Here is a 23748-nt window from a genome sequence, read left to right as displayed (position 1 = left end):
TTCTTTGCATATATTAGTATAACCTCGATTTTCCTTATATTTACTAGGGTTCTAGCCATTTTCTCATAGAACCTTATCTTGGTATATCTTGGTATATCTTAGCATATTTTACTCTTTCCTGGTAGGTAAAAAGAGTACAAACAGAAGTAAATTTACTCCTTCGTACTCTTCTTACTTTAGACTATTCCTATATACTACTCACTCGTTTTATTTCCTTTTTGGCATACTCCATGTCCGCCAAGGTCATCTCCTTTTTTAACTGCTCCCTTACTTTCATCTGTCCTTCTGTTGATACCCTTATGTAACCATATACATTTACAATGTTGTTTTCCATGTAGCCGAACCTCCGTTATAAAATTATTTATTATAACAGCAATTCAAATTCCGGTTATAGAACAGGACACTATTGGAAACTTTTTGCGACCAATTTTTCTTTCTAGTATCCTGAAAATAAGCTGTTTTCTCTTCTTTTCTCATTAATTTCTAAACTTTTTCTGAATAGGCAAATTTTTGAATAATTTACTCCTCAACATTAATTTATACGATGTCAAACAAAACAAAAAAGACATTGTATTGTTTGCAAATATATCTGCTGACAATTCAATGTCCTTCATTCTTTCTTTTGTTATTCCATATTTACTACTGATACAGCATTATTTATCTAATGTGTTATGTTTATTCACTCCATACTACCAAGTTTTAATACATATTCCTATGTCATATCAGCGCAGAGTTCTTTTTATCAGCTTTATATAGCTGAGATGGCGTTATCAAATTCATTCTAATAAAAACCACATGTATCAATTTCCCCTCATATATCTTATCAAAAAATTCTCCATGAGCTTGAATTACTTGATTAGGATTCTTATTATAATCAAATACAATGTAATATCCTTCATCATAATTAGCCTTTTCTAAATAATCATTAAGCTCTGGAAAACCTGAATTATAATATTCTTTTCCTTTCCAAAGCTTTGTTTCAATGATTACTTTTTCAGATGGTACAGTAATATCACTATTTCCAGCCCCCGAACGCGGCTCACAAAACGTTTCCTGCTGAATGTATATTGAAAGTGTACTACGCAATGTATCTTCTGACGTAGAGTTCTTGGGAAAGCCTCGATAATTTCCGTTTTCCACTTTACGTTTAAAGGAGATTATTGAATCATAAAAAGAAATATCCGTATAAAATGAAATTTCGTAGTTTAATTTTTTATGTAAGCCTTTACAAAAAGCAGTTATATCCAAATCATTTGCGATAAAAAAATCTTTTCTCTTTTGGAGTATCTTTCTTAATGCTCCAAGTCCAAGTTCTCCTTGTTCTATAAATTTAACAATTAAAGGAGATACCGTTAAAACGAACTCATTACTTAAAACACTTGCATCACTATTGAAACAATAATCCTGAATTATCCTTATTACAGTCTTATCCATATCTTTACGCATTTTTACATATCCTTGTTAATTTAAATGCCTGTTCAGCAACAGAATATTTATATATTTTTTTCCCATTAGTCCCAACATCCTTAATCTCTATTAACCCATGTTCAAAAAGTATTTTTATTTTATTAGATATTGTCATTTCCGATGTATTAACAACTGGAGCAATTTCCTTTTGCGCTCTCACACCATCTATTGCTTTGTATACTTCAAAGAGCAAACTGTCTGCACTTAATAAAGATACATATTCATTACGTAATTCTTTATTTGAACGAAGATTTAGCATTTCAATTTTTTCAAGAGCATCTACTTTGTTTTTTATATAGTTAACAGTTGTATAGAGTTCACCACTTTCACTCATAAATATACCTACCTATCAAAATAATCTTTTCGGACATTTCGCCTTAGTGTTAGAAACATACTCAATCAATCCTGCTTTTTCCAAAGAGACTGCAAACAGCCTAACTGCTTCTGATGATGTATTCACTTCTTCACCGATTTCTTTTAAACTCTTTGTCCCGTCAAATAAATCATACATTTTCTTTCGTTGTTCTGTTGTAAGGTACCGATTTTTTATCTGTTCATTGAAATCTGCAAGTTTGTCTTGAGATAAAATAGTAAGTAATTTACGAATCATAATCAACTCTTCAAGAATTTGTTCATTTATTTTATTATCCATTAATTTTTCTCCTCTTCCTCAACAACGCCAGAAATTCCGTATTCCTCTAAATTGAACGCCGCCTTATATCGTCCTTTTTGTTTTGCAGGAGCTACCAAACCGAGCAATGCCCACTTATTCCATAATCGAGCAATTGTAGAATGGGAACACTTATTTTTTAAAACAGCGGCAACTTCTCTAGTCGACTTTTCTCCATCTGATTTTTGATATATTTCTATAAGCTGCTCTGTATTTAACTCTCTTTGAAGAATTTCAATAATATTTCGTCTATTAACAACCTTATACATAAGTAAAAACTCTTCAAATAGGTTTTCCAATTTGTCATTAGCCATTTTGCGCTTCTCCTAATTCTTTATTTGCATAGTACACTGCAATTTTCGAAAGTGATTTACTCAAAATTCGTGCATTTCCTTTCATCTCATAGTCTACCAAATCCTTATCCACAAGTTGTTGGGCAAAGACTTGCAATGTATTTAGTTTACAATTTATGTCAGTACTAATCTGTTGTAATGTCCTTACTCCATCAAATGACTCATACATTTGATGCCTTAAATCTGATGTAAGGAAATCAGCATTAAATTTTCTGATGGCTTCAGCCTTAGTCTGAACAGTAAGTAATTTTGTTTCATCCAATAAAGCCTTTAAAAGTTTTTCAATGTTATTATTCTCCAAAATATCGCCTCCTCGTATTATAGTATATCTACATCTTTCTTTTTTGTCAACATTATAAATATTACAACTTGCCTATATAATGTTTATTATTTTTAAAAAGTAATGTTTTTAGCACATGTATTTGAACTGCTTTTCCCAAAATCAAGTGTATACAACCTTATTTATGTTACAAATCGCTTTATATAACCCTTAATTATCATTTTTGTAAAATAAATATTGTTTTAGTTCTTGTATTATTTAATATATTGCAGTCAAAAAATAATAGGATTGCCAGATAATTTCATCACAAAATATCCTTTTTTTATTTAACATCTAAATAATACCGTTTATAAATCAGTGTTCTTTTTACACTTTTTTTCTTACTACTTTTTACTGTTTTTCTAACACATTTGATATATGAATATAAACAAGACCGATTACACCCAAAGATAATCGGTCTATATCTCCTACTTAAGTATAAGCCCTAAATAAGTAAATCGCAGGTAAAAACTTAATTACAAAATGTTTAAAAGCCCAATTTTACTAGCCATTTCCCACTTCTATTACAGACTGCCGTGGCAAACCATGAGCACTTTTATTTTTCTTTGCATATCTTAGTATAACCTCGATTTTCCTTATATTTACTAGGGTTCTAGCCATTTTCTCATAGAACCTTATCTTGGTATATCTTAGCACATTTTACTCTTTCCTGGTAGGTAAAAAGAGTACAAACAGAAGTAAATTTACTCCTCCGTACTCTTCTTACTTTAGGCTATTCCTATATACTGCTCACTCGTTTTATTTCCTTTTTGGCATACTCCATGTCCACCAAGGTCATCTCCTTTTTTAACTGCTCCCTTACTTTCATCTGCTCCAGTTCGTCCTTCGCATCTTCTAATTTGAGATGCGTGTATACGTTCATGGTAGTCGCTATGTCTGCATGCCCCATAAGATATTGCAAAGTCTTTACTGATATTCCCGACTTTGTCATGTTGGTACAGTAGGTATGTCTGCATATATGGGGTGTAATCTTTGGCAGTTCCACTTTATAGATTTTATTGTATTTCTCAACAGACCTTGGGAACTTCTTTTCCCATTGATATGCTAACATTGGTTTTCCTCTGCCATCCAAAAATAGGAAACCATTGACCCCATCTATCATCATTTCTATTTTTGGTTTTTTCCTGCTTGAAGCAACACGCTTCCAGAACTCCGCCACTCTACTATATGTTTTTCTATTTTGATTATACTTTTAATCTCCATAAAAAAAAAAAATTATTCATTATTAGCCAAACTCCATCGCCATGCTTTCTATCATTTTTTTCTTCCCACAGAATAGTTCATAATCATTGCACAAGTATTGATTGCTTGCTCTACCATATCATCATCTGTAATATCAAGGATTTCAACAGGCATACAATTAATTTCTTGCCTATCAACTTGTGCACAATAATCAATTTCAAAATCACAATCGCTCCACACTCCTTTGCAACCAGAAATTGTGACACATATATATGCTATCATATGTTTTTCTTGTAAAACAAATAACTCTTTTGTTCCTTCCACCAATAATCTCATATTTTCTATAACGCCTGGCATCCAAAGCCATTTGTCCCCATTCCGTTCTTTAATATCCATTTTATAAAAGAGTTCTGATATTCCATTATTATAAAGCTGTAAATATACCCCATTATCATAACCATAGTTAGGGAAACAGATTCCGTCCACATTAGGAAATATGCATCCATAACAGAGCCCATTGAAAATATCATGAAATTTTATATTTTTCTCCTTATACTCATTATATAAAAGTGTCATAGAGTCAACATTTACAAATTCCGCAGGAATAACATGGATAATAGCAAATGGTGTATTGGAATATTCTTCAATATAAGAGCATAATCTATCCTTACGAAATCTTTTAACTTCCTCTGCCAAAAGATTAGAATGTAAAAAATCATCTCTAATCTCCATGTAACTCATCGCCTGCTTTCTATTTCCTCTTCTAACATAGAACCTATAGTTATCTTCATTTTCCCTATATAAATATGGTTTATAAATACCTCTGTAAATTTTTATTACTACCACATAATTTCCGTTTAACAATTTTATAAAAGAAAATTCTACTTTAGGTACAACTGGAAGTATTCCCGATAACTCATTTCTTCGATCTAGTTCAAACTTATCTGTGTTAGAAATGGCAATTCCATTTATTACTAAGGGTATTCCCTCTTCTTCCATTACTCCCACAATAAGATAACCACCTTCAGCATTAGCAAAGGAACAAATATCATGCCGAAATTCATTCTGTTTTTTACGTTTACGTTCCTTATCCTGACATTCTATTACAGCAAAAGTTTGCTTGTAATCTAAATAATCATTCTCTCTAAATGCATCATTCTCTACAATTTCCTGCAAATCTCCTTCTGTCCAGTCTTTAAATTCTTTATTATTTATTTTCAAATCATTCTCTCCTCTATCTTACAGTCTCAATTCCTAATAGCCTCATCTTCAAGGCTGTACTTTTTCCAACAACATTCTCTTTCTTCATTTGAAAGCAATAACTCCACTTCTCCATGATAGTCTTTTAACTGCGCTATAGTTCGCTTGTCTAAGTGCCTACTTCGATAACCTATATCCTTTTCAATTAAAGTTCATCTGCCCGCCCAAAATCCGATTTTCTCTTTCACGAATCGTCTACAATTCTTCATAAGAGCATTTTGCAAATACAAATATTTTCTCATCTATCTTTTATCAAAGTTCACTGTATTAAGCCCAAAATACTTACAAGTTCTACATACAACTTTCCATCTCCAAATTTCACATTTTCAAATAATATTGCTTGGCATAACACTTCCCTGACATTCTTTTTTTCACTCTAAAAACTCCACTTCAAAGGAGTCTCTCCATCTCTTCCAAATATAACCACTTTTACAGATAGTCAGAATGTCTATAAAACTAGGATATAAGACGTCTTAAAGGTATAAATATCCTTTCCCTTCTTTGTGGAATACGTAAATCAATATTCCTTTTCAATGCTATTTGTTCCGAAATAATACTTTGAATTATTGATTTCAAACATATTCATTATACACACATCTCTTTGTTTTTGAACAATCTCTATCCGAACACTGTATTTTCCATCTTCTAATTTGAGATTATTTATATTATATTGATACTTCCAATAAAGCATTTCCCCAGGTATTTTCTGAGTCTTTCCAATTTCGTCACCTTTATTATTTTTCAATGTTTGTCCTATTGAAGTCTTAGCCTGTAAAATAACATCTTCCGTAATGTCTATTTCTGTTACAACACCATTTTCATCATAAATACGCAAAGTTCCCTTTCCAAATTCTTCATCAATAGAATTTTGAATTAATATATTTCCTTGCTCATCAAATATTACATCCACTTTACCACATCTGCTACAAATTAGTACAAGTTCAATATATAATGTAATAGCTAATATTACTCCTAAAATAGCTAACCTTTTCGTAATATCCCATATTTTTTTCCAACCAATTTTCCTTTTTATAAGTTTTTCTATAAATACTACAATAACAATGACAAGTAATACTAGCCCCACAATAAAACCAAATAAACCTTCTATATTTTTTTGTGAAAAACCACTTATTAAAAACAATAAACACAATTCGCTCAAAATAGTTCCAAGTACTATTTTAAAATCTTTTATCATAGTAGCATATTTTATATCAGACTCTTTATCATAATCCTCATATTTTTCATCTAGCACATTATATCTTTTTAAATCAGCCATAACATAAAAAATAATGTCTAAAACTATAAAAATAGCACTTGATAAAGAAGTCAAGAAAATACTCCACAACATAATATAATATGCATATCCACTCTCTGGAACTGCAGACATAACTGCCTTTGTGCATCGAAATAACACCGAACATAATGTTACCATAATTGCAATTATCCCAATAATTGATCCCAATCTCGAATCACGCCTACTTGGTATATCACATATCGAAACATTACTTTCTTCGTTTCCATTTCTTCTTCGTTTACTCATATTTGTTGTCCTTACCTTTTCTCGCTAAAATATTACCTACCATATACAATTAAACATATCGGATGCCCAAAAAATACAGCCAATATACTTCTTAAACAACACCATTATTCTGAAAAAATACTTTTTATGACCGTTACAAAGCAAATCTCTATCCCAAAATTACTTCTGAACCAATTTTATCGTTAACTGCTATAAAGCCTCAACTATTTTTATAAAATTCCTTTAATTTGTTTTAATTTCATCAAAAGTTGTTTTAGTTCCATCTTAATCTTATAATACATATATTCATCTCTATGCAATATCTCTTCAAGTTGAGAAATTGAGCTATCAATATATTTTTCTGAATACTGATCACCTCCAAAACGTTCATAATATCTAATTGTATTTCTTGCATATATTAATGCATGATAATTAATTCTCACATCTTGAGTTATACAATATTCTAGAGTCGAAAAAGACTTCTGCATAGTTTCCTTAAGTAAGTATAGTTCTTTATCGCTATTTGCTTCTGCACCTATGTTCATCTCAAACATAATAACCGCATGCGTATTAGCTATCGTAAACACTTTCTTTTCACTCTCTGTATATGCTTGATCAATCTGTTTCCATGCTAAATCAAATTGTTTTTTTCTTAATAAAAAGATTGCATATTGATGCTTAACAAATGGAGATTTGTTTATCAAGAACATCTTCTCATAAAAATCTTGTCCGTCTTTAACATTATAAACATTAGTAATGATATCTGCGTCATAAGCTCTTCGTTTCATAACATCATAGCGATATATAATGTGAGGATTAATTCTATTCCAAAACTCTTTTAAAACTTTCCCCATAGTAATCTTATCAATCAGTTTTAATGAACGTTCTGCAAAAAGTTTACTTCTCATAATTAGATAATCTTGATCCTCTATTTCCTCTATGACCTCTTCATACTGTACAATAATCTTAGTCATTTTATTAAGTGCATATAGCAAATCCTTGTAATCATCAATATCCTCATGAAAGTAAAACAATAGCATATCCATTGAACATGGTACTCCACAATAACTTGTATAATTAATAAGTGCAAATAATTCCAACAAGTTGATTTTCAAATTCGGATCTTCAAATGCACGTAAATCATTAATATAACCACGAATTCGTTCATTAATCAATGTATTTGTAGATGCATAAAATACAATTTCTAATAGTGAAACATTATTATTTGATGATAAAAGACTTACTGCGTCTTCACCCGATTTATTCATCCCTTTGCATATACGTTGAACATCCTCTGAACAAAGATTACTAATATCAATAATATCCTGCGATTCAATATTAATTGACCTTTTTATGTAATCAAAATTTAAAGCACGCTCAGCCAATACCAAATTAACGTTTGTCATTTCTCTTAAAACCTTAAAAGCCTCCATGTTGTTATATAGATTATCAATAAATATCGTAACAACTTGTTGCTCATGCATAAGAAGTTTTCGCAAATTCTCAGCCTCTTGACATGTAATGCTATTAAACCAAAACTTAATCCCTGATATTTCTTCCGAAAAAGCAAGTTGAAGTAATAATGTAGATTTTCCACAGCCTGGTATTCCCATAATCAACACTGTATTTTTTGAAAGAATCATATTTGCCACATCATTAAAATATGAAATCCTTGTCACATTATTCGACAAAACATCTGATATCTGTGGCTCCGAGCCAGCAAAAAAATCTATAACCGGTCTTCTTACACTTATCTTACGCAATTTATCTGATATGAAATTTTTAGGAAAAATGTCTGCATAATTTCTTTTAGTCTTATTTATTGCCTTTTTAGTCAAGTCCATATCATGCAAGTATTCTATTAACTCCATTGTATCAGCTTTTATTACATTAAATCCTTGTTCTTGAAAATCATCTACATACTGAAGATTTTCTTTTGTTGGATAAATCACTATCCATTTAGGATTTTTTGATTTTGAATATGCTTCACTATTGCAGATTAAATCTAATGTATTATTGTCCATTATCCCTATTCCCCAGAATATTGTTGGCGCAGTAGATAATTTAAATGATACTGTTTCAAATAGCATCTTCTCTCGCAAGAATAAATCTGTAAGTTCTTTTTCTGTAAAAGACATGTCCTCAGTCATTGGATACGTCACAGAGCCATGGATTTTATATAAATTCACAGAATTACTCTTTTCTAAAGAACCATACACTTTAGAATCAATCAAACTTATTGTATCTGTTTTTTCCTCATATATTTTTTCTATCAAGTTATCAATATTAAGCGTAATAATATTATTTATAGGCAAATCCACTAAATACGCATATCTGTCATCATATGATTTAACCATATATATTTCCTTAAGGACTCGGTTCAACGCATCCTTATTATCTTTCTTAATTTTTTGGCAAGACTTACTTAGATTAAAGTTTCTTGACTTATCTAGTGAAAACATTTCTATCAATCTTTCATTAATAACATTCCCTAATGGTAATGACTCTTTATCCGAATTATATGCATATGCAGAAAATCCTGCGCCAAGATACAAATTCATTCCACTATTTGATACCAATTGTTTAAATAATGCTTCTTTTTCAAACTCCATATTACTTCTCCTTTGTATATAATGTTATTCTAAATTACTTTTCTACTTGTGTCTCACTCTAATAAAACATTTGCTTATTTTCCAATCATGACCAACATTTTTTCATGAGCCATAATATTTTCTTTCCCAACAAAAAAATTCACAAACGACCAATGCCCTTACGCATCATATCTTTTGTGAATTTCTAATTTCTTTTTATCATATTTACTTAGCTTTTTCATAACTTTTCTCTCCCTCCAAATTCTATATAAATATTATGCAACTCCTTTTCCCAAATTGCAACCTTTTTTAATAAAAACCGTCAAAATCTCCCCTCTTATCAATCTGCTTCACGCCCCAATTCGACAATACTTTCTATGATTCCTATTTTATACTTATATCTCTATCCTTATATAATTATTTTCCCAGCATAAAAAGAGCACAGAATTTCTTCCATGCTCTTATCTTACAACTTTCATTTATCTAATTTTCTTCCAACTGAACTTTCTCTTTCTTAGCCAAACTCGAAACTGCCTCATCTTCCCCCGAATCCGCAGTATCCTCCGATGTTACCACATCCTCAGGCACGCTTTCCTCTTCTAACACTTCTTCTTTCTGCGCTGCATCCTCCGGCACATCTCCTTCTTCTAAAACCACACTTTCTTCCTGCGCTGCATCTTCCACAACTACTGTCTCACCCTGCTCTGTATTTTCTGCATCTTCCGTGCCTTCATCCGAAGCAAAAACGCCCTCTTCCGCTTTCTCCTTCTCCTCTTCTTCCGTTTCTTCCACTCCCCTATCCTTCCGGAACTTCTCTAGGAACTGCTCTTTCTTGGCTGCCACAACGTCCATGAGGGCAAGCTTCTTCTCTTCGCGGTTCTCTAAGGCTTCCTGCTTCTTTGCGTCACGAAGTTTTTGCTGTTCTTCGCGCTGCGCGGCTTTCTTAAGCTCTTTTTCCTGGCGTTGCTCTTCTTTGATGCGGAGCTTCTCGGCTTTATCCTGCTCCTTCTGCTGCAGGCGGTTCTGGCGAAGCTCGTCTTTCGCCTGCTGCTTCTGGCTCTTCTTGACCTGCTTTTTGGCGGAACGCTCGATAGAACGGATCATGCTCTTGGCATCACCGACTCTGCGGCGGGCACTGCGGTATGGATCGTAGAGGAAATAGGATGCTGTGGTAAGTGCCAGCAGCACCAGTCCTACGATAAGGCAGATTGGAAGCAGAAAATCATAGAAGCCGTACTTTAATTCATAACCGATAAAGAGAACCAGCATCACCGGGAAAACTACTGCTGAGAAAATGTCGCAGATGAGTCTCCAGAGAAAGAAGCACTGCTTCTGATGTACAAAAATGGCAGCCTGCACGCCGGTAAAGAACATCAGCATCAGACAGATTTGTGATGTGATTCCATGTAAAAAGCCTACAAAGACGCACAATGCCAGTGAAAAGAAAAACATGGCAAGGGCGTAGCCTCTGCGGTATGCATATTTGTATTCCCGCATTCCCTCTCGCTTATCTGCACTCAGGTCATGGATTTCATATACCCGGTCATTGACCCGCTCCTTCATGTTCTCCCGGTATTTGCGGCCTTCTCTGGCATGTGCCATATTTTCGTCCATGTCTTCGTCCAGTTCCTGCAACATTTTCTGTTCCATAAAAATCTGCTGCAGCAACTCATCTTCCCGCTCTCTGCGCTTTGTGATTTCATCCTGAATCCAGCTTGCCTTCTGCATCTGGAGACTCTCTTTCATCCATTGTTCCTTTTCCATATTTTCACCCATAGCTGCCTTCTCCGTTTCGTACGCTTCCATTCTGTTCTATTTCTAATCAATCAAATCATTCTGAAATCTCGACAAATGCTCATAGGGAAGAATCAGTCTTCCCCGGTATAAGCCGCAGCCGTCATTCATCAGGCTGTTGCTTACTGCTGTAAACATGTCAACATCCACACCGGAAAGCTCCAGTTCCTGCAAACGCCTGCACCGTTCATAAGCTTCATCAAAATAAATGCATTCTCCCTCCGGGATGGTATCCCGGCGTGCTCTGGATGCTTCCTGCTTTTTCTCATAATTAATATGATTGGCGGAACCGATTTCTGCAATATCGTCCATCTGCTTTGTGCGAAGCTGCATTTCCACATAACATCTCGCACTGTTATCATAAAAAGTAATATGTAAGGATTTGTAATCGTCCTCATTTTCGCTGGTGATATAATCCCGGTAATATGGTTTTACAGCATCATCCAAAAGCGGAGAACTGCTTCTTAAGACACCGCCTGTCGGCTCTGCCGTAAATCCACGCTCCTCTAAAAACTGTGGCAGCACATTTGCAATCTGATAAAGGTGCTTTAATTCCTCTTCTTCGCGGTTCTCATGATTTTTCAAATGACACCGTGGCATGGAAATCACAATCCGGTATGCAATCAGATCACGGAAGCAGTTCAGCTTTTCCTTTAATTCTGCAATGTCCGGATAGCTTTTATGCTTTTTATAATAATCATAAATGTACTCTACAATATAGCCGTTGAATTTGCCCTCCGCACGAATCAGTGACTTGATTCTTCCTTTAAAAGTAAAGGAAAGATAAGGATATTCCATTGCCATATATTTGTAGAACTCACGGATTTTCTGGGACTGCGCTGTCAGGAAATCATTGTGCTCTAACAGCTCCATAATCTGAATCAGGAAATTGCAGTGCACCAGATCCACTTCATTTTTTGATACTTTTGCGGATGCCCGGAGGTCCTGCGTATACTTTTTCAATATCCGGAACACCGTTGCTCCGGAGTATAAGTAATCATTTAATGTAACCATTTTTCCTCGCTAAAATATCTTTTTATTTCAAATACTCTGCCAGTTCATATACCCTGTTTCTTGTTAATTCTGCCGCCTTATCATTTTCCAATAATGGCTGCAGGCTTCCGCCCTCGGCATCTTTGCCGGCTTCCTCTACTGCACTGTCTTTTGTCTTAATCCAGTCACGCTCTTCCTGGGTAAGAGTCGCCATAGTGTCCTCATCCAAAGTCTCTTTTAAACGGCTCCAGATAGAATTCAGCTCATTATCCCACAACTGATACAACTGCAGAGACAGGGCATTCATTTCCTGCTGTGTCAGTTCTCCACTGGAAAGGTCTTCCTGCATGGCTGCTGCTTTCTCCTCGATTTTCTGCAATTCACTCTCTATGGATACATCGGAAGTTGTGGTTTTATCATTTACTGTAACCTTATCTCCACTCGGTCCTAAAAAGGTATCAAAGGTCAGCGTATTAAAAATTGCATAGAATGGAAGCGTCGTATCATCATCGGTAAGACCAATGGATGCCCAGTCCAGGAATCTTTCCGGCAATTCATCTAACGGTGCACCCGGCAGATAAATATATAAATCATAAACTTCTTCCAAACCAGCCGGTCCCGTGTAAATATATTTCACGCCGTCTTTAATTTCCGTGTCGCCTTCTGTTTCCTTCGTTGCAATATTCTCCAACTGCATCTCATAGGTATAATCATTTATCTTTTCCGGCTGGGTGAATTTTCCATAGAAATCACAATAGTAAAGGGTTCCATTTGGATATCCATCCCCGCTATCTCCCGCATCTGCATCATGATAATTTCCTACAAAAGAGCCATCCTCGGATAAAATCAATGTAGAATCCCATGCACCGGCTCCGCTGGTAAACATAAAGCTTTCTCCTGCAAGCTGTGCAAAAATGTCATCTTCATCCACATTTTCCGTTTCTGTCTCCTCTGTCACCTCTTCTGAGTTTTCCGTTTCTTCCGTCTCAGTCTCTGCCTCTGTTTCTGTGGTCTTTTTCTCCGACTCCACGACTCTTCTTCCACAAGCCGCAAACGTTGACATTCCCAACGCTGCACTTAATATCATTACTAAAAACTTTTTCCCTTTCACAAACGAATCCTCCTGATGTTCCTTTTCGTTTCTCGCCCCTTTTTTATCTTTCTATTATTCTAAATCAAATACATCCTGGTTTCTTCCCCTTTCTTTTGCAACATAGAGCTTCTCATCCGCTAAGCGGTATAATACCGTAACAGCAATTCCTTCTGTATAATGCTGTACACCACTGCTGAAAGAGCATTCGATATTCTTTTCATGCTTTGTAAATTCCTTATATTCCCGTCTTATATGCTCTAGCATTTTACCGATTTCATCCGTGTTCATGCCCTTTAAAACCAGCATAAATTCTTCTCCGCCAAAGCGTACTGCAATCCCTTTATTCTTTACATGCTTCGTTAAAAGTCTTGCAAATTCCACCAGAATAATGTCTCCAAACCCATGTCCGTAAGTGTCATTCACATGTTTAAAGAAGTCAAGGTCAATCAGTACCGCATCAAATTCTTCCTTCTCATCCAGAATAAGGTCTCCCAGATACTGATTTAAATAACGACGATTATAGATTCCGGTCAGTGCATCCTTATCTGCGGCATCTTTCAACTGTTCATTCAACTTCTTTACTTCTTCTTCCTGCCTCTGTCTCTGCATCTGAAGCAGGATAGAAATCAAAAAGACACAAAGTAAAACGATCAGCAGGGAACAAAGTGTGCTCTGCAGCACGACTTCTTTTGACAATTTTTCACTTTCCAGCGGTCTCATATAGGCTAAAATAACTGCTGCCACATCGGCTACAATTACTATGCCGGCAAACCGGATTGCATTTCCGGTTGGAATAAAAATCGCAATTGCTACCATCGCAAGTACCATGTATACAATCGTTCCCGTCTGATATATATAATATAGTGTTGGAAATTCCACAAGGCTTAATACTGCTATCATCAAATAAGACGCATAACGTATCTGACCTTTTTTAATTCCAATGAAACTTCCTGCGGCCATAAGTAACATACAGATTCCGCAGAAAATCGTTGTTCCGTTCCATCCGAAAATCAATGCATTTCCAATAAATCCTGCCAGATTTCCGATACAGCTTCCCATTGCCAGCACATAAAACTGTCTGCGGCTCACATCAATTGAGGTATCAAATAAAAAATTCATCTTTCCTCTCCCATTTTATGAAAATAAAATTTTCAATTTATCCAGTGTATTTGCACATATCGTAAGTTTCTTTTTTAATTCATCATCCGGCTGTGTCTGATCCGGAACCATTGCCACCTGACAGCCTGCCTGACAAGCACTCATAACCCCATTGGGCGAATCCTCCACCGCAAGACATTCTTCCGGAGCAAGTCCAAGTTGTGCACATGCAAAAGTATAGATATCCGGTGCCGGCTTTCCATGTTCTACCATGGTTGCACTGATGATTTCATCAAAGTACGGATATAGTCCTATCTGCTTTAAATATCTTTCTGTCCGTTCCATGTCGGTTGCCGTTGCAACTGCCCGCCGGATTTTCTTTTCTTTTAAGAAATTCAATAACTCAACAGCTCCTCTTTTTATCTCAATACCGTTCTTTGCAAGATATTCCTCCATCAATTCCTTCCGGTAAGCCCGGATAGCCGGATAGTCAAGATTCTCATCTGCAAACATTTCCTTTAAATGCGCCGGTGCAAAGGGTTGTCCTAAGGAACGCATGGACAATGCCTGCTCATCACTCATTTCATAGCCAAAATGCGCCATTGCCTTAGGCCAGCAAATTCTGTAGTATTTCTCTGTATCAATTAACGTTCCATCCATGTCAAATAAAACTGCTTTTATCATATTACATTTTCTTCCTGCCTTTTTCATTGACTAATTTGCCATACCCACTACCACAGTTACCGAAAAAAGATTTTCTTCCTGTTTCAGAAAAACATCCCCGTTCATTTTATGCATCAGCTTTCTGCATATATAAAGCCCCAGTCCGCTTCCTTCCTGGCTTCCTGCATTGGAGCCACGATAGAAGCTGTCAAAAAGATGCGGAAGTTCTTCTGCCGGAAGAACTTCTCCTGTATTTTCCACGGTAATCAGCACACAGTCTTCTTCTTTTGAAATTGATATACCAATTTTTTTGCCACTACCATATTTTATAGCATTTTCTATGATATTCTGCAATACTTCCAGCAAACGTTCTGTATCTGCTTTCACCAGAGAATTCTGATACTCCCCCATGTTAAACCCTATATGAAGCTGTGAAAGTTTATCTTTATAGTATACTGTATCTCGACAGACATTTCCGATGGCATGCCTTCTTCCGTAAGTTCTTCTGCCAGGCAATCTAATTCTTTTGCCAAATCAGCCCGGGTCTTTCCTGCCATATTCTCCATTGCCTGTGATACATCTGATATGTAGATATCACTTTCTTTTCCAAATGTCGTAATCAGATTCTTACTTTTCATGGTATCTGTTGTAATAACCACTCCCAGCATAAAAACGGAACAGAGGAAAAAGGACAATATAATCGTAAGGAACCGTCTTGGACTGCTTAAAATATCATTGACTGCCAGATACCAGGTACTGTTAAAACGGCTTTTTCCCAGCCGGTAAATGGATTTCTTTTTAAAGCGTTCTCCGGACTGACCGTTTCGAATAGCATCCACCGGTGTCAGCTTCTTTACTTTTCCGGTACACCGGTATGCAAACCAGATGATAACTGCAATAACGATAAGTGCTCCAATGAAATTTGCTGTAATGGCATGACTGTTTCCCAACATCATATTTTCTGTCACGGACTGCAGCAGCATATTGCCAAATGGAATACTTGCCAGGAATCCAATTGCGGCTCCCACAACAGCCAGCATCAGATATTTTACAAGATAAAGGCTTCGTATCTTAAAGTCCGTAATTCCGATGGCTTTCATAACACCGATTTCCCGGTATTCTTCTGTCACCGTAAAAGTAATCGTAAATTTCAACACTGCAAAGGATACTATCATCAGGCATACACTTAAAACCAGCACCACAAATGCCACAATCATATCCATGACATAACACAATTTAAAAATGCCCCGTCCCCGGTTAAATAGAATGTTGGATGCATTGCTTAATAAAGAGGCTATTTCCGATGGATTGTCTGTGTCAATATAAATGATCTCGCCACGGTATTCTGCAAGACTTTCATCCGATGCAAATTTCTGATAATCCGCTTCATTTAAAATAAATCTTTTATTTCCCATAAATTCAGAACCCAGCAGCGCATCTTTTGCTTTTCCGGCAATCGTAAGCTCCACACTGTTTTCGCCATGGGTAATCGTAAGTTTATCTCCCTCTTTTAAATCATTTGCATCTAAGAAATTTCCTGTGACATAAACCTCACCCTCAGGCACTTTTGTAAGCTCCTTATTATCCTTTGTGAAAAAATGTATCTCACTTTCGGAAATGGATTCTATGATCATTGCCTTGTTTGCCATATCAAGTTCTTTTCCCTCTGCCTTGATATTCCCCTTGGTTGCATACATAATATGATCCATGCGGTAGTCTTTTACATACTGACAGGTATCCAAAAGCTCCGGCACACCCCCATCCCCCTGCTGGGTCAGTACTACATAATCTCCAATGTCTGCCTGATTAAGATAATAATCGGTTCCATTTACTACCGTCAGTACATTGTTCAGCCCGCTTGCCACAAACATGGCAGCTAAAATAATAAACAGCAAAATTACAATATTAATTGTTTTCTTTCGCTTTAAGTCTTTGCGTAAGATATCCCAAAACATCTTCTGCTCCTTTCTATCCTCTTAGTATACCTCAACTACGCGAAACACGCTTTGCAAGTTTCGTGCCGCAGTGTGCATCCTCGCAGAGCGTTTTTTACTTTACAGGCAATTTCCTGTAAAGCAAAAAAAGAACCGGCAAAGTTTTATTTCCTTTGCTGGTTCTACTATAACGAATCAATTATTAAAGAATCCTTAAATCTGAAAATTCTTATTTCATGCTTTCTTTTAAAATAAATGCCATCAGAAGTGCATCCGGTCCGATATGGGTTCCGATTGCCATTCCAACTTCATGTAAGCTGCTTTCTGTCAGGGAAAAAGCTTCCATGGTTTCTTTCCGGAATTCCTCTCCCATTTCCGGGTTATTGCTGTGAGCAAATTCTACCGGCATGCAGCAATCCACTTCTCCTTTTTTCAAAAATGCCTGCATTCCGCTTTTGGCCGCTTTCATGCCGCGGGCTTTGGAATATCCTTCAATCTCTCCATTCCGGAGCAGCAACACCGGCTTGATTCCCATTACATTTCCCACTGCTGCAACTACCGGAGAAATACGTCCGCCCTTTTTCAAATATAATAATGTGGACGGAACACCGGTAAGATAGGTGCGGTTCTTTACTTCTTCTAAGATTCCTGCAATCTCTTCTGCATTTTTGCCTTCTTCTTTTAACTTCACGGCATACTCCACCAGAAGCCGCAAGGATAAGGATGCCTGCAGGGAATCCACGATATATATCTTTTCATATCCGCACATTTCCTTCGCCAGCACTGCCCCATTATAAGTTCCCGAAAGCTTCGAGGAAATAAGAATCACCAACACTTCTTCCCCTGTTTCTTCTGCCGCTTCATACTTTTCTAAAAATGCTGCCGGTGATGGCTGGCTGGATACCGGAAGTTGTTCCTCGCTGCGCAGTTTCTCATAAAATGCTTTGAAATTCTCTTCTGTATTCCGGTCAAATATAACATCTTCAAAGTTTGCGGAAATCGGCACCAGATCCACGCCCATTGCCTTTGCTTCGATTTCTAATATATCAGATCCTGTATCTGTAATTATCTTCATTTTCGTCTCCATCTCTTGACTGTTGTCTGTATCTATGCCACACTATATGTGAGATAATTTATATCACATTGTTGTGGCTGCATAAGTAGCATTGTATCATAGTTTTCCCTTTTTTCAACGGTTTGATGTGAGACATTTTATATCATTTTGTATCATGATACGGATGTGGTGCCGGCGGGTGGGACAGTCGTTTTATATTTGTTATTACGATTTGTATTTGATACATACATTGCTTCTAACGTCAAAGAGCGGTTTTTCTTGCACTGCATTTTTCTTTTGCCGATAAAGCCTGTCTTTCCAATGTTTGACAGTATGCCGGACTCTGTTCGCCTGAATGCGGATACGATATATGCAGTCTGTTAGAGACGCTTAGAATTCCGGCAGCAACCGGCAACGCTGGCACAGGGACGTGCCAGTGAGGCACATCTTAAGCATGGATGCGAATATGTGCCGGGTGCCGGAAGATACGGAAACTTTAACGGAATTCTTAGCGTCTCTTTCAGACGGAATGTTGTATCCGCATCAGACGGACAGAGCCGGCATCCGGTCAAAGCAACGGAAAGGACAGCCTGACAGCAAGAAAAATACAGTGCTAAGAAAAATAACGCTCTTTGCGTAATGAACCAATGCATATATCAAATGCAAATCGTAAGAAACGAATATCATATTCTGTCCCACCCACCGGCACACATCCATAGCACATACGAACAGGAGCATTTAAATGAAAGAAACAGACAAACGATACGAAGCGAACCGCCAGGTAAAATTAAAGATTGCCCGTGCCCTGACCAAACTCATGGACACCAAAGCATTTTCCGATATATCCGTAACCGATATTATTACCACTGCCGGAGTAGCAAGAGCTTCCTATTACCGGAATTTTCATTCCAAGGAAGAAGTGTTGATTAAAATTACGGACGATATTATGGAAGAATACCGGAAGCGGGCAGAAAAGCTTGAAAATGACTTTTTCAGCTATGAGGCAATTTTACTGATTTTCCGGTATTTTAAGACTTACAAGAAATTTATTTTAAGTGTATATAAGGCAGGTCTTGCATACATTTACTTAGACCTTTTTGATCAGGAATTAGAAAATCATATGGGTGACATGCCTTATAATGATATTCACCGGTATAAAGTCTACTTCTATTCCGGTGCGCTCTATAATGTTTTCTTAAAATGGCTGCAAAACGGAATGAAAGAACATCCTTCCGCTATGGCTTCCATGGTGACGGAAATGTTAGAACAGGGAGCCTATCCGCTAGCTTAACTGCCAGCGGACATGGCTTCCTTCTTCATCTTTTGTAATAAGAAGCTGGTCTTCCATTTCCTGCTTTAATTCTGTTACATGGGAAATGATTCCAATAAGCTTTGAGCCGCCTGCCATCTCTTTTAATACCCGGACTGCCTGCTCTCTTGCATGCTCATCCAGGGAACCAAAGCCTTCATCAATAAACATCATATCAAGATGTATGGCAGCAGAATTTTCCTGAATCTCATCTGCCATGCCCAGTGCCATGGATAACGCCGCCATAAAGGATTCTCCTCCGGAAAGCGTACGGACTTCCCGCTCTTTTCCGGTTACATTGGAATATACCATAAGGTCAAGTCCCTTGTTCTTTCCGACTGCAGCCTTCTTCTCATCAAACATTCTGAGTTCAAACTGTCCTGCTGACATTTCTTCAAAACGGCGGTTTGCTGCATAAAGAATCCGCTCCAGATAATAGCGTTGCACAAAGGTCTCCAAATCCATACGGCTGCCGGACACATTTCCGGAAATGACAGTATAAAGCCGTGTTATACGGTTGTGCTGCTCTAATACCTGCTGCCGCCCGCTCCATATTTCCTCTACCGCTTCTAAGATTTCCGTATCCTTCTGATTAGAAATCTCCCACTCATTGGCCGCCCTGCCTGCAAGCTTACTCTGCTCCTCTGCTGCCTTAAGTTCCTCTGAAAGCTTCTCTACGTCCGGTTTTTCTTTCTCTCCTACAGTTTCTTTCGCTGTCTCATAGCGGCTCTGATACATCGTCTTCTGATTCTGATAATCTTCCCTTTTCTGCCGCATCTCTTCCATGGCATCTATCGAATACTGCTCCACCAGAGTCTGCCATTCCAGTTTGGAAATATCTTTTTCTTCTATATATAAATCATATTTTTGCTGCTTGGCTTCTGCTTCCTTTTTCCGTTCCGGAAGTTCTCTTTCACAACGGACAATGCCTGTCTGTGTACCGGTTTTCTCTTCCTCTAAACGGCTCTTTTCTTTATCAGCCTTTGCATATGCACTTTCTGCAGAAGCCTTCTTCTGCTGTGCTTCTGCCAAGACTTCATCCGCTTCTTTTTCAGATGTATAGTCAAGGGTGCGGTTCCGCTCTGTGTAAGCTGCCTGACAACGGTCAAACTGCTCTTTTGCCAATAGCTTCTTTTCTGTTGCTTCTGTCTCTTCTTTTTGAAGTGCAATCTTTTTTGCTTCTGCCTCTTCTAATTTATGAGACAATTCCTTCTTCTTTTTTATCTCCTGAGAAAGTGTTTCTTCTTCTTTTGCAAGCTTTTTCTTTTGTGCGACAAGCCACGGTTCTATTTCATTATCGGCTGCCGGGTTTGCTTCCTTTCCAAAGTCTTCTATTTTATTCCGGCACTTTTCCTTTCTTTCTGCCAACTCTTTCTCCCTGTTCTCTCTTCTTACGTGGCATGCACCGGCTTCTGTAGATGCCGCTTCCTGCTTCTGCTGTAACTTTGCAATCGTTTTTTCTAAAGCTTCTAACATTTCCCGGCTTAATTCTTCCTGCATTTCTACCGCAATGCATGGCTTTGGATGTTCCATGGAACCGCAGACCGGGCATGGCTCTCCCTCTTTTAATTCCTTTGCTAAAATACCTGCCTGCGCATCGAAAAATCGCTTACGATATGCTTCGTATTCCTGCTGCTTTGCCTGATACTGTCCGGATGCTTCCCGATAAATCTCTTTTGCATGTTCCTCCTGTTTCTTTTCTTTACCAAGAAGCTGCTTTGATTCTGTAATCTCTGCTACGGCATCTTCGATTTCTGCAAGAGCATTTTTCTTTCCGGTAATCTGTAACTGCCTTACTTCAATTTCTTCGAAGGCTTCTGCTTCTTTCTTCCACTGCACGATATTCTGCTCTAAGACAGTGCTTTTTTCTTTTGTCTCTTTTTCCGTCTCTTCCGCCTGCTGCAAAGCATCTTTACTCTGCTCTACTTCCTGTGCGGCTTTTCTTATTTCTTTCAATGCCTCTTTCGTGCGATTTACTTTTTCTTCTATAATACTGTAATTCTTCTGCTGTGTTTCCTTTTCCGCCTCTGCTAAGTTTCTTTCCTTTTCTGCCTCTTTTAAAGCTTTCTTTATCTCCGGCAGCTTTTCTTCTAATTTCTGCTGTTCTGCCTTTAAATTCTCCAGCCTCTTTACCGCTTCTTCATACTGCTGATAGAGCTGCTTTGCATCATAGGCAAGCTTTATCATCTGCTCTAACCGGGCAGTCTCTTTTATCTCCTCTTCCGCTTCAAAAAGGCGTGCTAACTCCCGCTGTGCTTCTTCCATCTGGGTAAAGGATTTTTGCAGATTTTCCGCTTCCTGCAACGCACTCCGGCAATGCTCCCGCAGTTTTTCCGCTTCTTTTGCTTCCTTCTTTTTCTTCTTTCCCTCTTCCTTAAGATACTGGCACAATTGCTGCATCAATTCTAAAAAGCGTTCCATCTCCGGTGCTTTTGCATCCGCCTGCTGCATCTTCTTTTTCAATGCCAACAGGGCTTCGGCTTCTTCAAAGGCTTCCGGTATGTCCGCATTCTCAGCTTTGGCATGAAACTTCGTACGGATTGTGGCAATCTCTGCATCTAATTTTCTTTTCCGGTCTCCTAATTCATTGGCAATCTTTTCATATTTTTCTGTGTGGAATAATTTTCGGAAAATCACTTTTTTCTCATCGGATTTTGCCCGGAGCAGTTCCATAAATTCTCCCTGGGCAATCATTGCCACCTGCATAAACTGCCCCTTGTTCAGCCCGACAATATCAATGATTTTCTGATTCGTTTCCTTTTGCGAATAAACGATTTCATCCGGCATGATTAAGGTAACGGATTCGCTTTCTTCTTTTTCACCGCTTCCCCGCTTCAATGGGCGGACATGTCTTGGCACACGGCGCACTGTATAGACGCCGCTTTCTTCTGTTCCTTCACAGAATTTCAATTCCACATAAGGCTCTGCGCCTGCTGTAGCAAACTGACTCTGCAGCTCTGTTCCACTTTTTTTATTAGCTGTAGAACTGGCTTCTCCATATAACGCAAAGGCTATGGCATCAAAAATAGTGGACTTGCCGGAACCGGTATCTCCGGTAATCAGAAATAAATTCTGGGATGGTTTTCGAAAATCAATTTTCGTCCGGTCTCCATAGGACCCAAATGCCTGCATTTCCAAGGTTAATGGTCTCATAACTCACTCTCCTCCTCTACTTTATTGATGACTTCCTTAAGAATTTCTCTCTCTTCCTCATTCATCTCTCCAATAAACTCACAGCATAGCGAAAAGGCATCAAGCTCTGCCTCATGCCGGAATTTTTCCATTTCGTAATTGGCTTTGTGCAGCGTTTCTCTTCGGATTTCCAGCAAATTGGGAAATGCATGACGCAGCCGGTCCTGCATGTCAAAGACATTGACATCCACCTTATCGGTAAGAATCACAGTTACAAAATTATCGGATGGCTGCTTTAATACTTCTTCTAATTTCCCTTCCACAATACGCACCTGACGCAGTGGTTTTAACGGAATTACTCCGGTGGAAAGCCTGCCCTTTTCTTCCAGTTCCACCATAACAATGCCCTTTTTCTGTCCCGCTTCACTGACGGAGCAGGCAAGAGGTGTTCCACAGTAACGATAACACTCTTTTCCCACGGTCATAGGCTTATGAATATGTCCCAATGCCGCATAGTCAAACCGCTCCAACACATCCGCAGACACTTCATCAATATTTCCCACGGTGCGGATTTCGGAATCCATCCGCTCAACATCCTCCGCCGCTTTTCCTGCCGGCAAGTAGAACTGGTGGCTCACCAGCACATTCCGCTCTGCTTCATTTACATTTTCTCTTTCCAGAAGCTTATGCAAAGTTGCATCATAAGAAAGATTGTTATCATTTTCATCCGTTCCCACAATCTGCTTTACCATAGACGGCTTCACAAATGGCAGAAGATAAAAATTCACTTTTCCATACTTATCCGTCAATGTCACTTTCTCAATGTATTCCTCTTTCGTCTCAGGCGGCTTTCCTATCATATATAAATGCTGTCTTGATAAAATGCTTCGGAAACAGTTCACTCTTGGTGCGCTGTCATGGTTTCCGCTAATCATCATAAGGACAGCCTCCGGCACCATCTCCGTCAGTTCATTGATAAAATGATCGAATACCTCTACTGCCTCTGCCGCCGGCACTGCTTTATCATAAATATCTCCTGCAATCAAAATGGCATCCGGTTTTTCTTCTCTGGCCCGCTCTACAATCTGATGCAGGATATATTCCTGGTCTTCCCTTAAATCATGATTCATTAATTTCAATCCGATGTGAAGGTCGGATAAGTGAAATATCTTCATAGCCCATGTGCTCCTTTTCTATACAAGATTATCCTACAAAGTAAGATTATATTTTTCTCTTACTTTGTATTATAGCTTGTCTGTGGTTCTGCCGCAACGGACTTCTGCCGAATTATATGGC

The 23748-nt window shown here is 37.7% G+C and carries 22 protein-coding genes; 2 read left to right on the top strand and 20 right to left on the bottom strand.

The features are described 5' to 3' along the window. Positions 1–187 precede the first annotated feature (187 nt). The 18 genes from DXB43_RS15180 to DXB43_RS13305 form a co-directional block, all read right to left on the bottom strand. Positions 188–334, bottom strand: coding sequence for a hypothetical protein (locus DXB43_RS15180; protein ID WP_158567225.1), 147 nt, complete (start codon positions 332–334; stop codon positions 188–190). A 383-nt stretch (positions 335–717) separates the two neighbouring features. Beyond that, positions 718–1446 (bottom strand): hypothetical protein, encoded by a 729-nt coding sequence (locus DXB43_RS13385; protein ID WP_117947810.1) that lies wholly within the window; start codon positions 1444–1446, stop codon positions 718–720. After that, on the bottom strand, positions 1439–1801 hold the full coding sequence (locus DXB43_RS13380; protein ID WP_117947809.1) for a hypothetical protein: 363 nt from the start codon (positions 1799–1801) through the stop codon (positions 1439–1441). Before DXB43_RS13380 ends, DXB43_RS13385 begins: the two co-directional genes overlap by 8 nt. 15 nt (positions 1802–1816) lie before the next feature. Then, the gene (locus DXB43_RS13375) at positions 1817–2119 is read right to left on the bottom strand and encodes a hypothetical protein (protein WP_117947808.1); all 303 of its coding nucleotides are present in this window, start codon (positions 2117–2119) and stop codon (positions 1817–1819) included. Next, positions 2119–2451 carry a hypothetical protein gene (locus tag DXB43_RS13370; protein WP_117947807.1) on the bottom strand — a complete coding sequence of 111 codons (333 nt, stop codon included), beginning with the start codon at positions 2449–2451 and terminating at the stop codon, positions 2119–2121. The genes DXB43_RS13375 and DXB43_RS13370 overlap by 1 nt, the downstream gene beginning before the upstream one ends. Further along, positions 2444–2791 carry a hypothetical protein gene (locus tag DXB43_RS13365; RefSeq protein WP_117947806.1) on the bottom strand — a complete coding sequence of 116 codons (348 nt, stop codon included), beginning with the start codon at positions 2789–2791 and terminating at the stop codon, positions 2444–2446. Before DXB43_RS13365 ends, DXB43_RS13370 begins: the two co-directional genes overlap by 8 nt. Before the next feature lie 757 nt (positions 2792–3548). Beyond that, positions 3549–3932 (bottom strand): tyrosine-type recombinase/integrase, encoded by a 384-nt coding sequence (locus tag DXB43_RS13360; protein ID WP_243006683.1) that lies wholly within the window; start codon positions 3930–3932, stop codon positions 3549–3551. Between the two features lie 152 nt (positions 3933–4084). Beyond that, positions 4085–5233, bottom strand: a complete 1149-nt coding sequence (locus DXB43_RS13355) for an AlbA family DNA-binding domain-containing protein (RefSeq protein ID WP_117947804.1) — start codon at positions 5231–5233, stop codon at positions 4085–4087. A 556-nt stretch (positions 5234–5789) separates the two neighbouring features. Next, positions 5790–6812: a hypothetical protein gene (locus DXB43_RS13350; protein WP_117947803.1), complete on the bottom strand. Its 1023-nt coding sequence runs from the start codon at positions 6810–6812 to the stop codon at positions 5790–5792. Positions 6813–7021: 209 nt separating this feature from the next. After that, positions 7022–9403 (bottom strand): SIR2 family protein, encoded by a 2382-nt coding sequence (locus tag DXB43_RS13345; protein WP_117947802.1) that lies wholly within the window; start codon positions 9401–9403, stop codon positions 7022–7024. Between the two features lie 462 nt (positions 9404–9865). Then, positions 9866–11188 (bottom strand): hypothetical protein, encoded by a 1323-nt coding sequence (locus tag DXB43_RS13340; protein ID WP_147343697.1) that lies wholly within the window; start codon positions 11186–11188, stop codon positions 9866–9868. 12 nt (positions 11189–11200) lie between these two features. Continuing rightward, the gene (locus DXB43_RS13335) at positions 11201–12190 is read right to left on the bottom strand and encodes a guanosine polyphosphate pyrophosphohydrolase (protein WP_117947800.1); all 990 of its coding nucleotides are present in this window, start codon (positions 12188–12190) and stop codon (positions 11201–11203) included. A gap of 22 nt (positions 12191–12212) precedes the next feature. Then, positions 12213–13280, bottom strand: a complete 1068-nt coding sequence (locus DXB43_RS13330) for a lysozyme inhibitor LprI family protein (RefSeq protein ID WP_117947799.1) — start codon at positions 13278–13280, stop codon at positions 12213–12215. 54 nt (positions 13281–13334) lie between these two features. Then, positions 13335–14381: a GGDEF domain-containing protein gene (locus tag DXB43_RS13325; protein ID WP_117947798.1), complete on the bottom strand. Its 1047-nt coding sequence runs from the start codon at positions 14379–14381 to the stop codon at positions 13335–13337. 15 nt (positions 14382–14396) lie between these two features. Further along, positions 14397–15044 carry an HAD family hydrolase gene (locus DXB43_RS13320; RefSeq protein WP_117947797.1) on the bottom strand — a complete coding sequence of 216 codons (648 nt, stop codon included), beginning with the start codon at positions 15042–15044 and terminating at the stop codon, positions 14397–14399. 30 nt (positions 15045–15074) lie between these two features. After that, positions 15075–15434 (bottom strand): sensor histidine kinase, encoded by a 360-nt coding sequence (locus DXB43_RS13315; RefSeq protein WP_117947796.1) that lies wholly within the window; start codon positions 15432–15434, stop codon positions 15075–15077. 8 nt (positions 15435–15442) lie between these two features. Continuing rightward, positions 15443–16978, bottom strand: coding sequence for an ABC transporter permease (locus DXB43_RS13310; RefSeq protein WP_117947795.1), 1536 nt, complete (start codon positions 16976–16978; stop codon positions 15443–15445). A gap of 208 nt (positions 16979–17186) precedes the next feature. Then, positions 17187–18032, bottom strand: coding sequence for a DegV family protein (locus DXB43_RS13305; RefSeq protein ID WP_158567224.1), 846 nt, complete (start codon positions 18030–18032; stop codon positions 17187–17189). A gap of 433 nt (positions 18033–18465) precedes the next feature. Between DXB43_RS13305 and DXB43_RS15050 the strand changes: the two genes are divergently transcribed. Together DXB43_RS15050 and DXB43_RS13300 are read left to right on the top strand one after the other, a co-directional pair. Beyond that, positions 18466–18651 (top strand): hypothetical protein, encoded by a 186-nt coding sequence (locus DXB43_RS15050; protein ID WP_118627745.1) that lies wholly within the window; start codon positions 18466–18468, stop codon positions 18649–18651. Between the two features lie 102 nt (positions 18652–18753). Then, entirely contained in the window at positions 18754–19302 is a 549-nt protein-coding gene (locus DXB43_RS13300) for a TetR/AcrR family transcriptional regulator (RefSeq protein ID WP_117840685.1), read from the top strand. Here the strand turns inward: DXB43_RS13300 and DXB43_RS13295 are convergent. Then, entirely contained in the window at positions 19294–22473 is a 3180-nt protein-coding gene (locus DXB43_RS13295; protein ID WP_117947793.1) for an AAA family ATPase, read from the bottom strand. The two genes, DXB43_RS13300 and DXB43_RS13295, sit on opposite strands and share 9 nt — an antisense overlap. Further along, positions 22470–23627, bottom strand: a complete 1158-nt coding sequence (locus DXB43_RS13290) for an exonuclease SbcCD subunit D (RefSeq protein WP_117947792.1) — start codon at positions 23625–23627, stop codon at positions 22470–22472. The genes DXB43_RS13295 and DXB43_RS13290 overlap by 4 nt, the downstream gene beginning before the upstream one ends. Between the last annotated feature and the right edge of the window lie 121 nt (positions 23628–23748).

This window comes from Roseburia sp. OM04-10BH, from assembly GCF_003462605.1.
Classification (GTDB): Bacteria; Bacillota; Clostridia; order Lachnospirales; family Lachnospiraceae; genus Roseburia_C; species Roseburia_C amylophila.
This window is presented reverse-complemented; position numbering and strand designations above follow the sequence as displayed.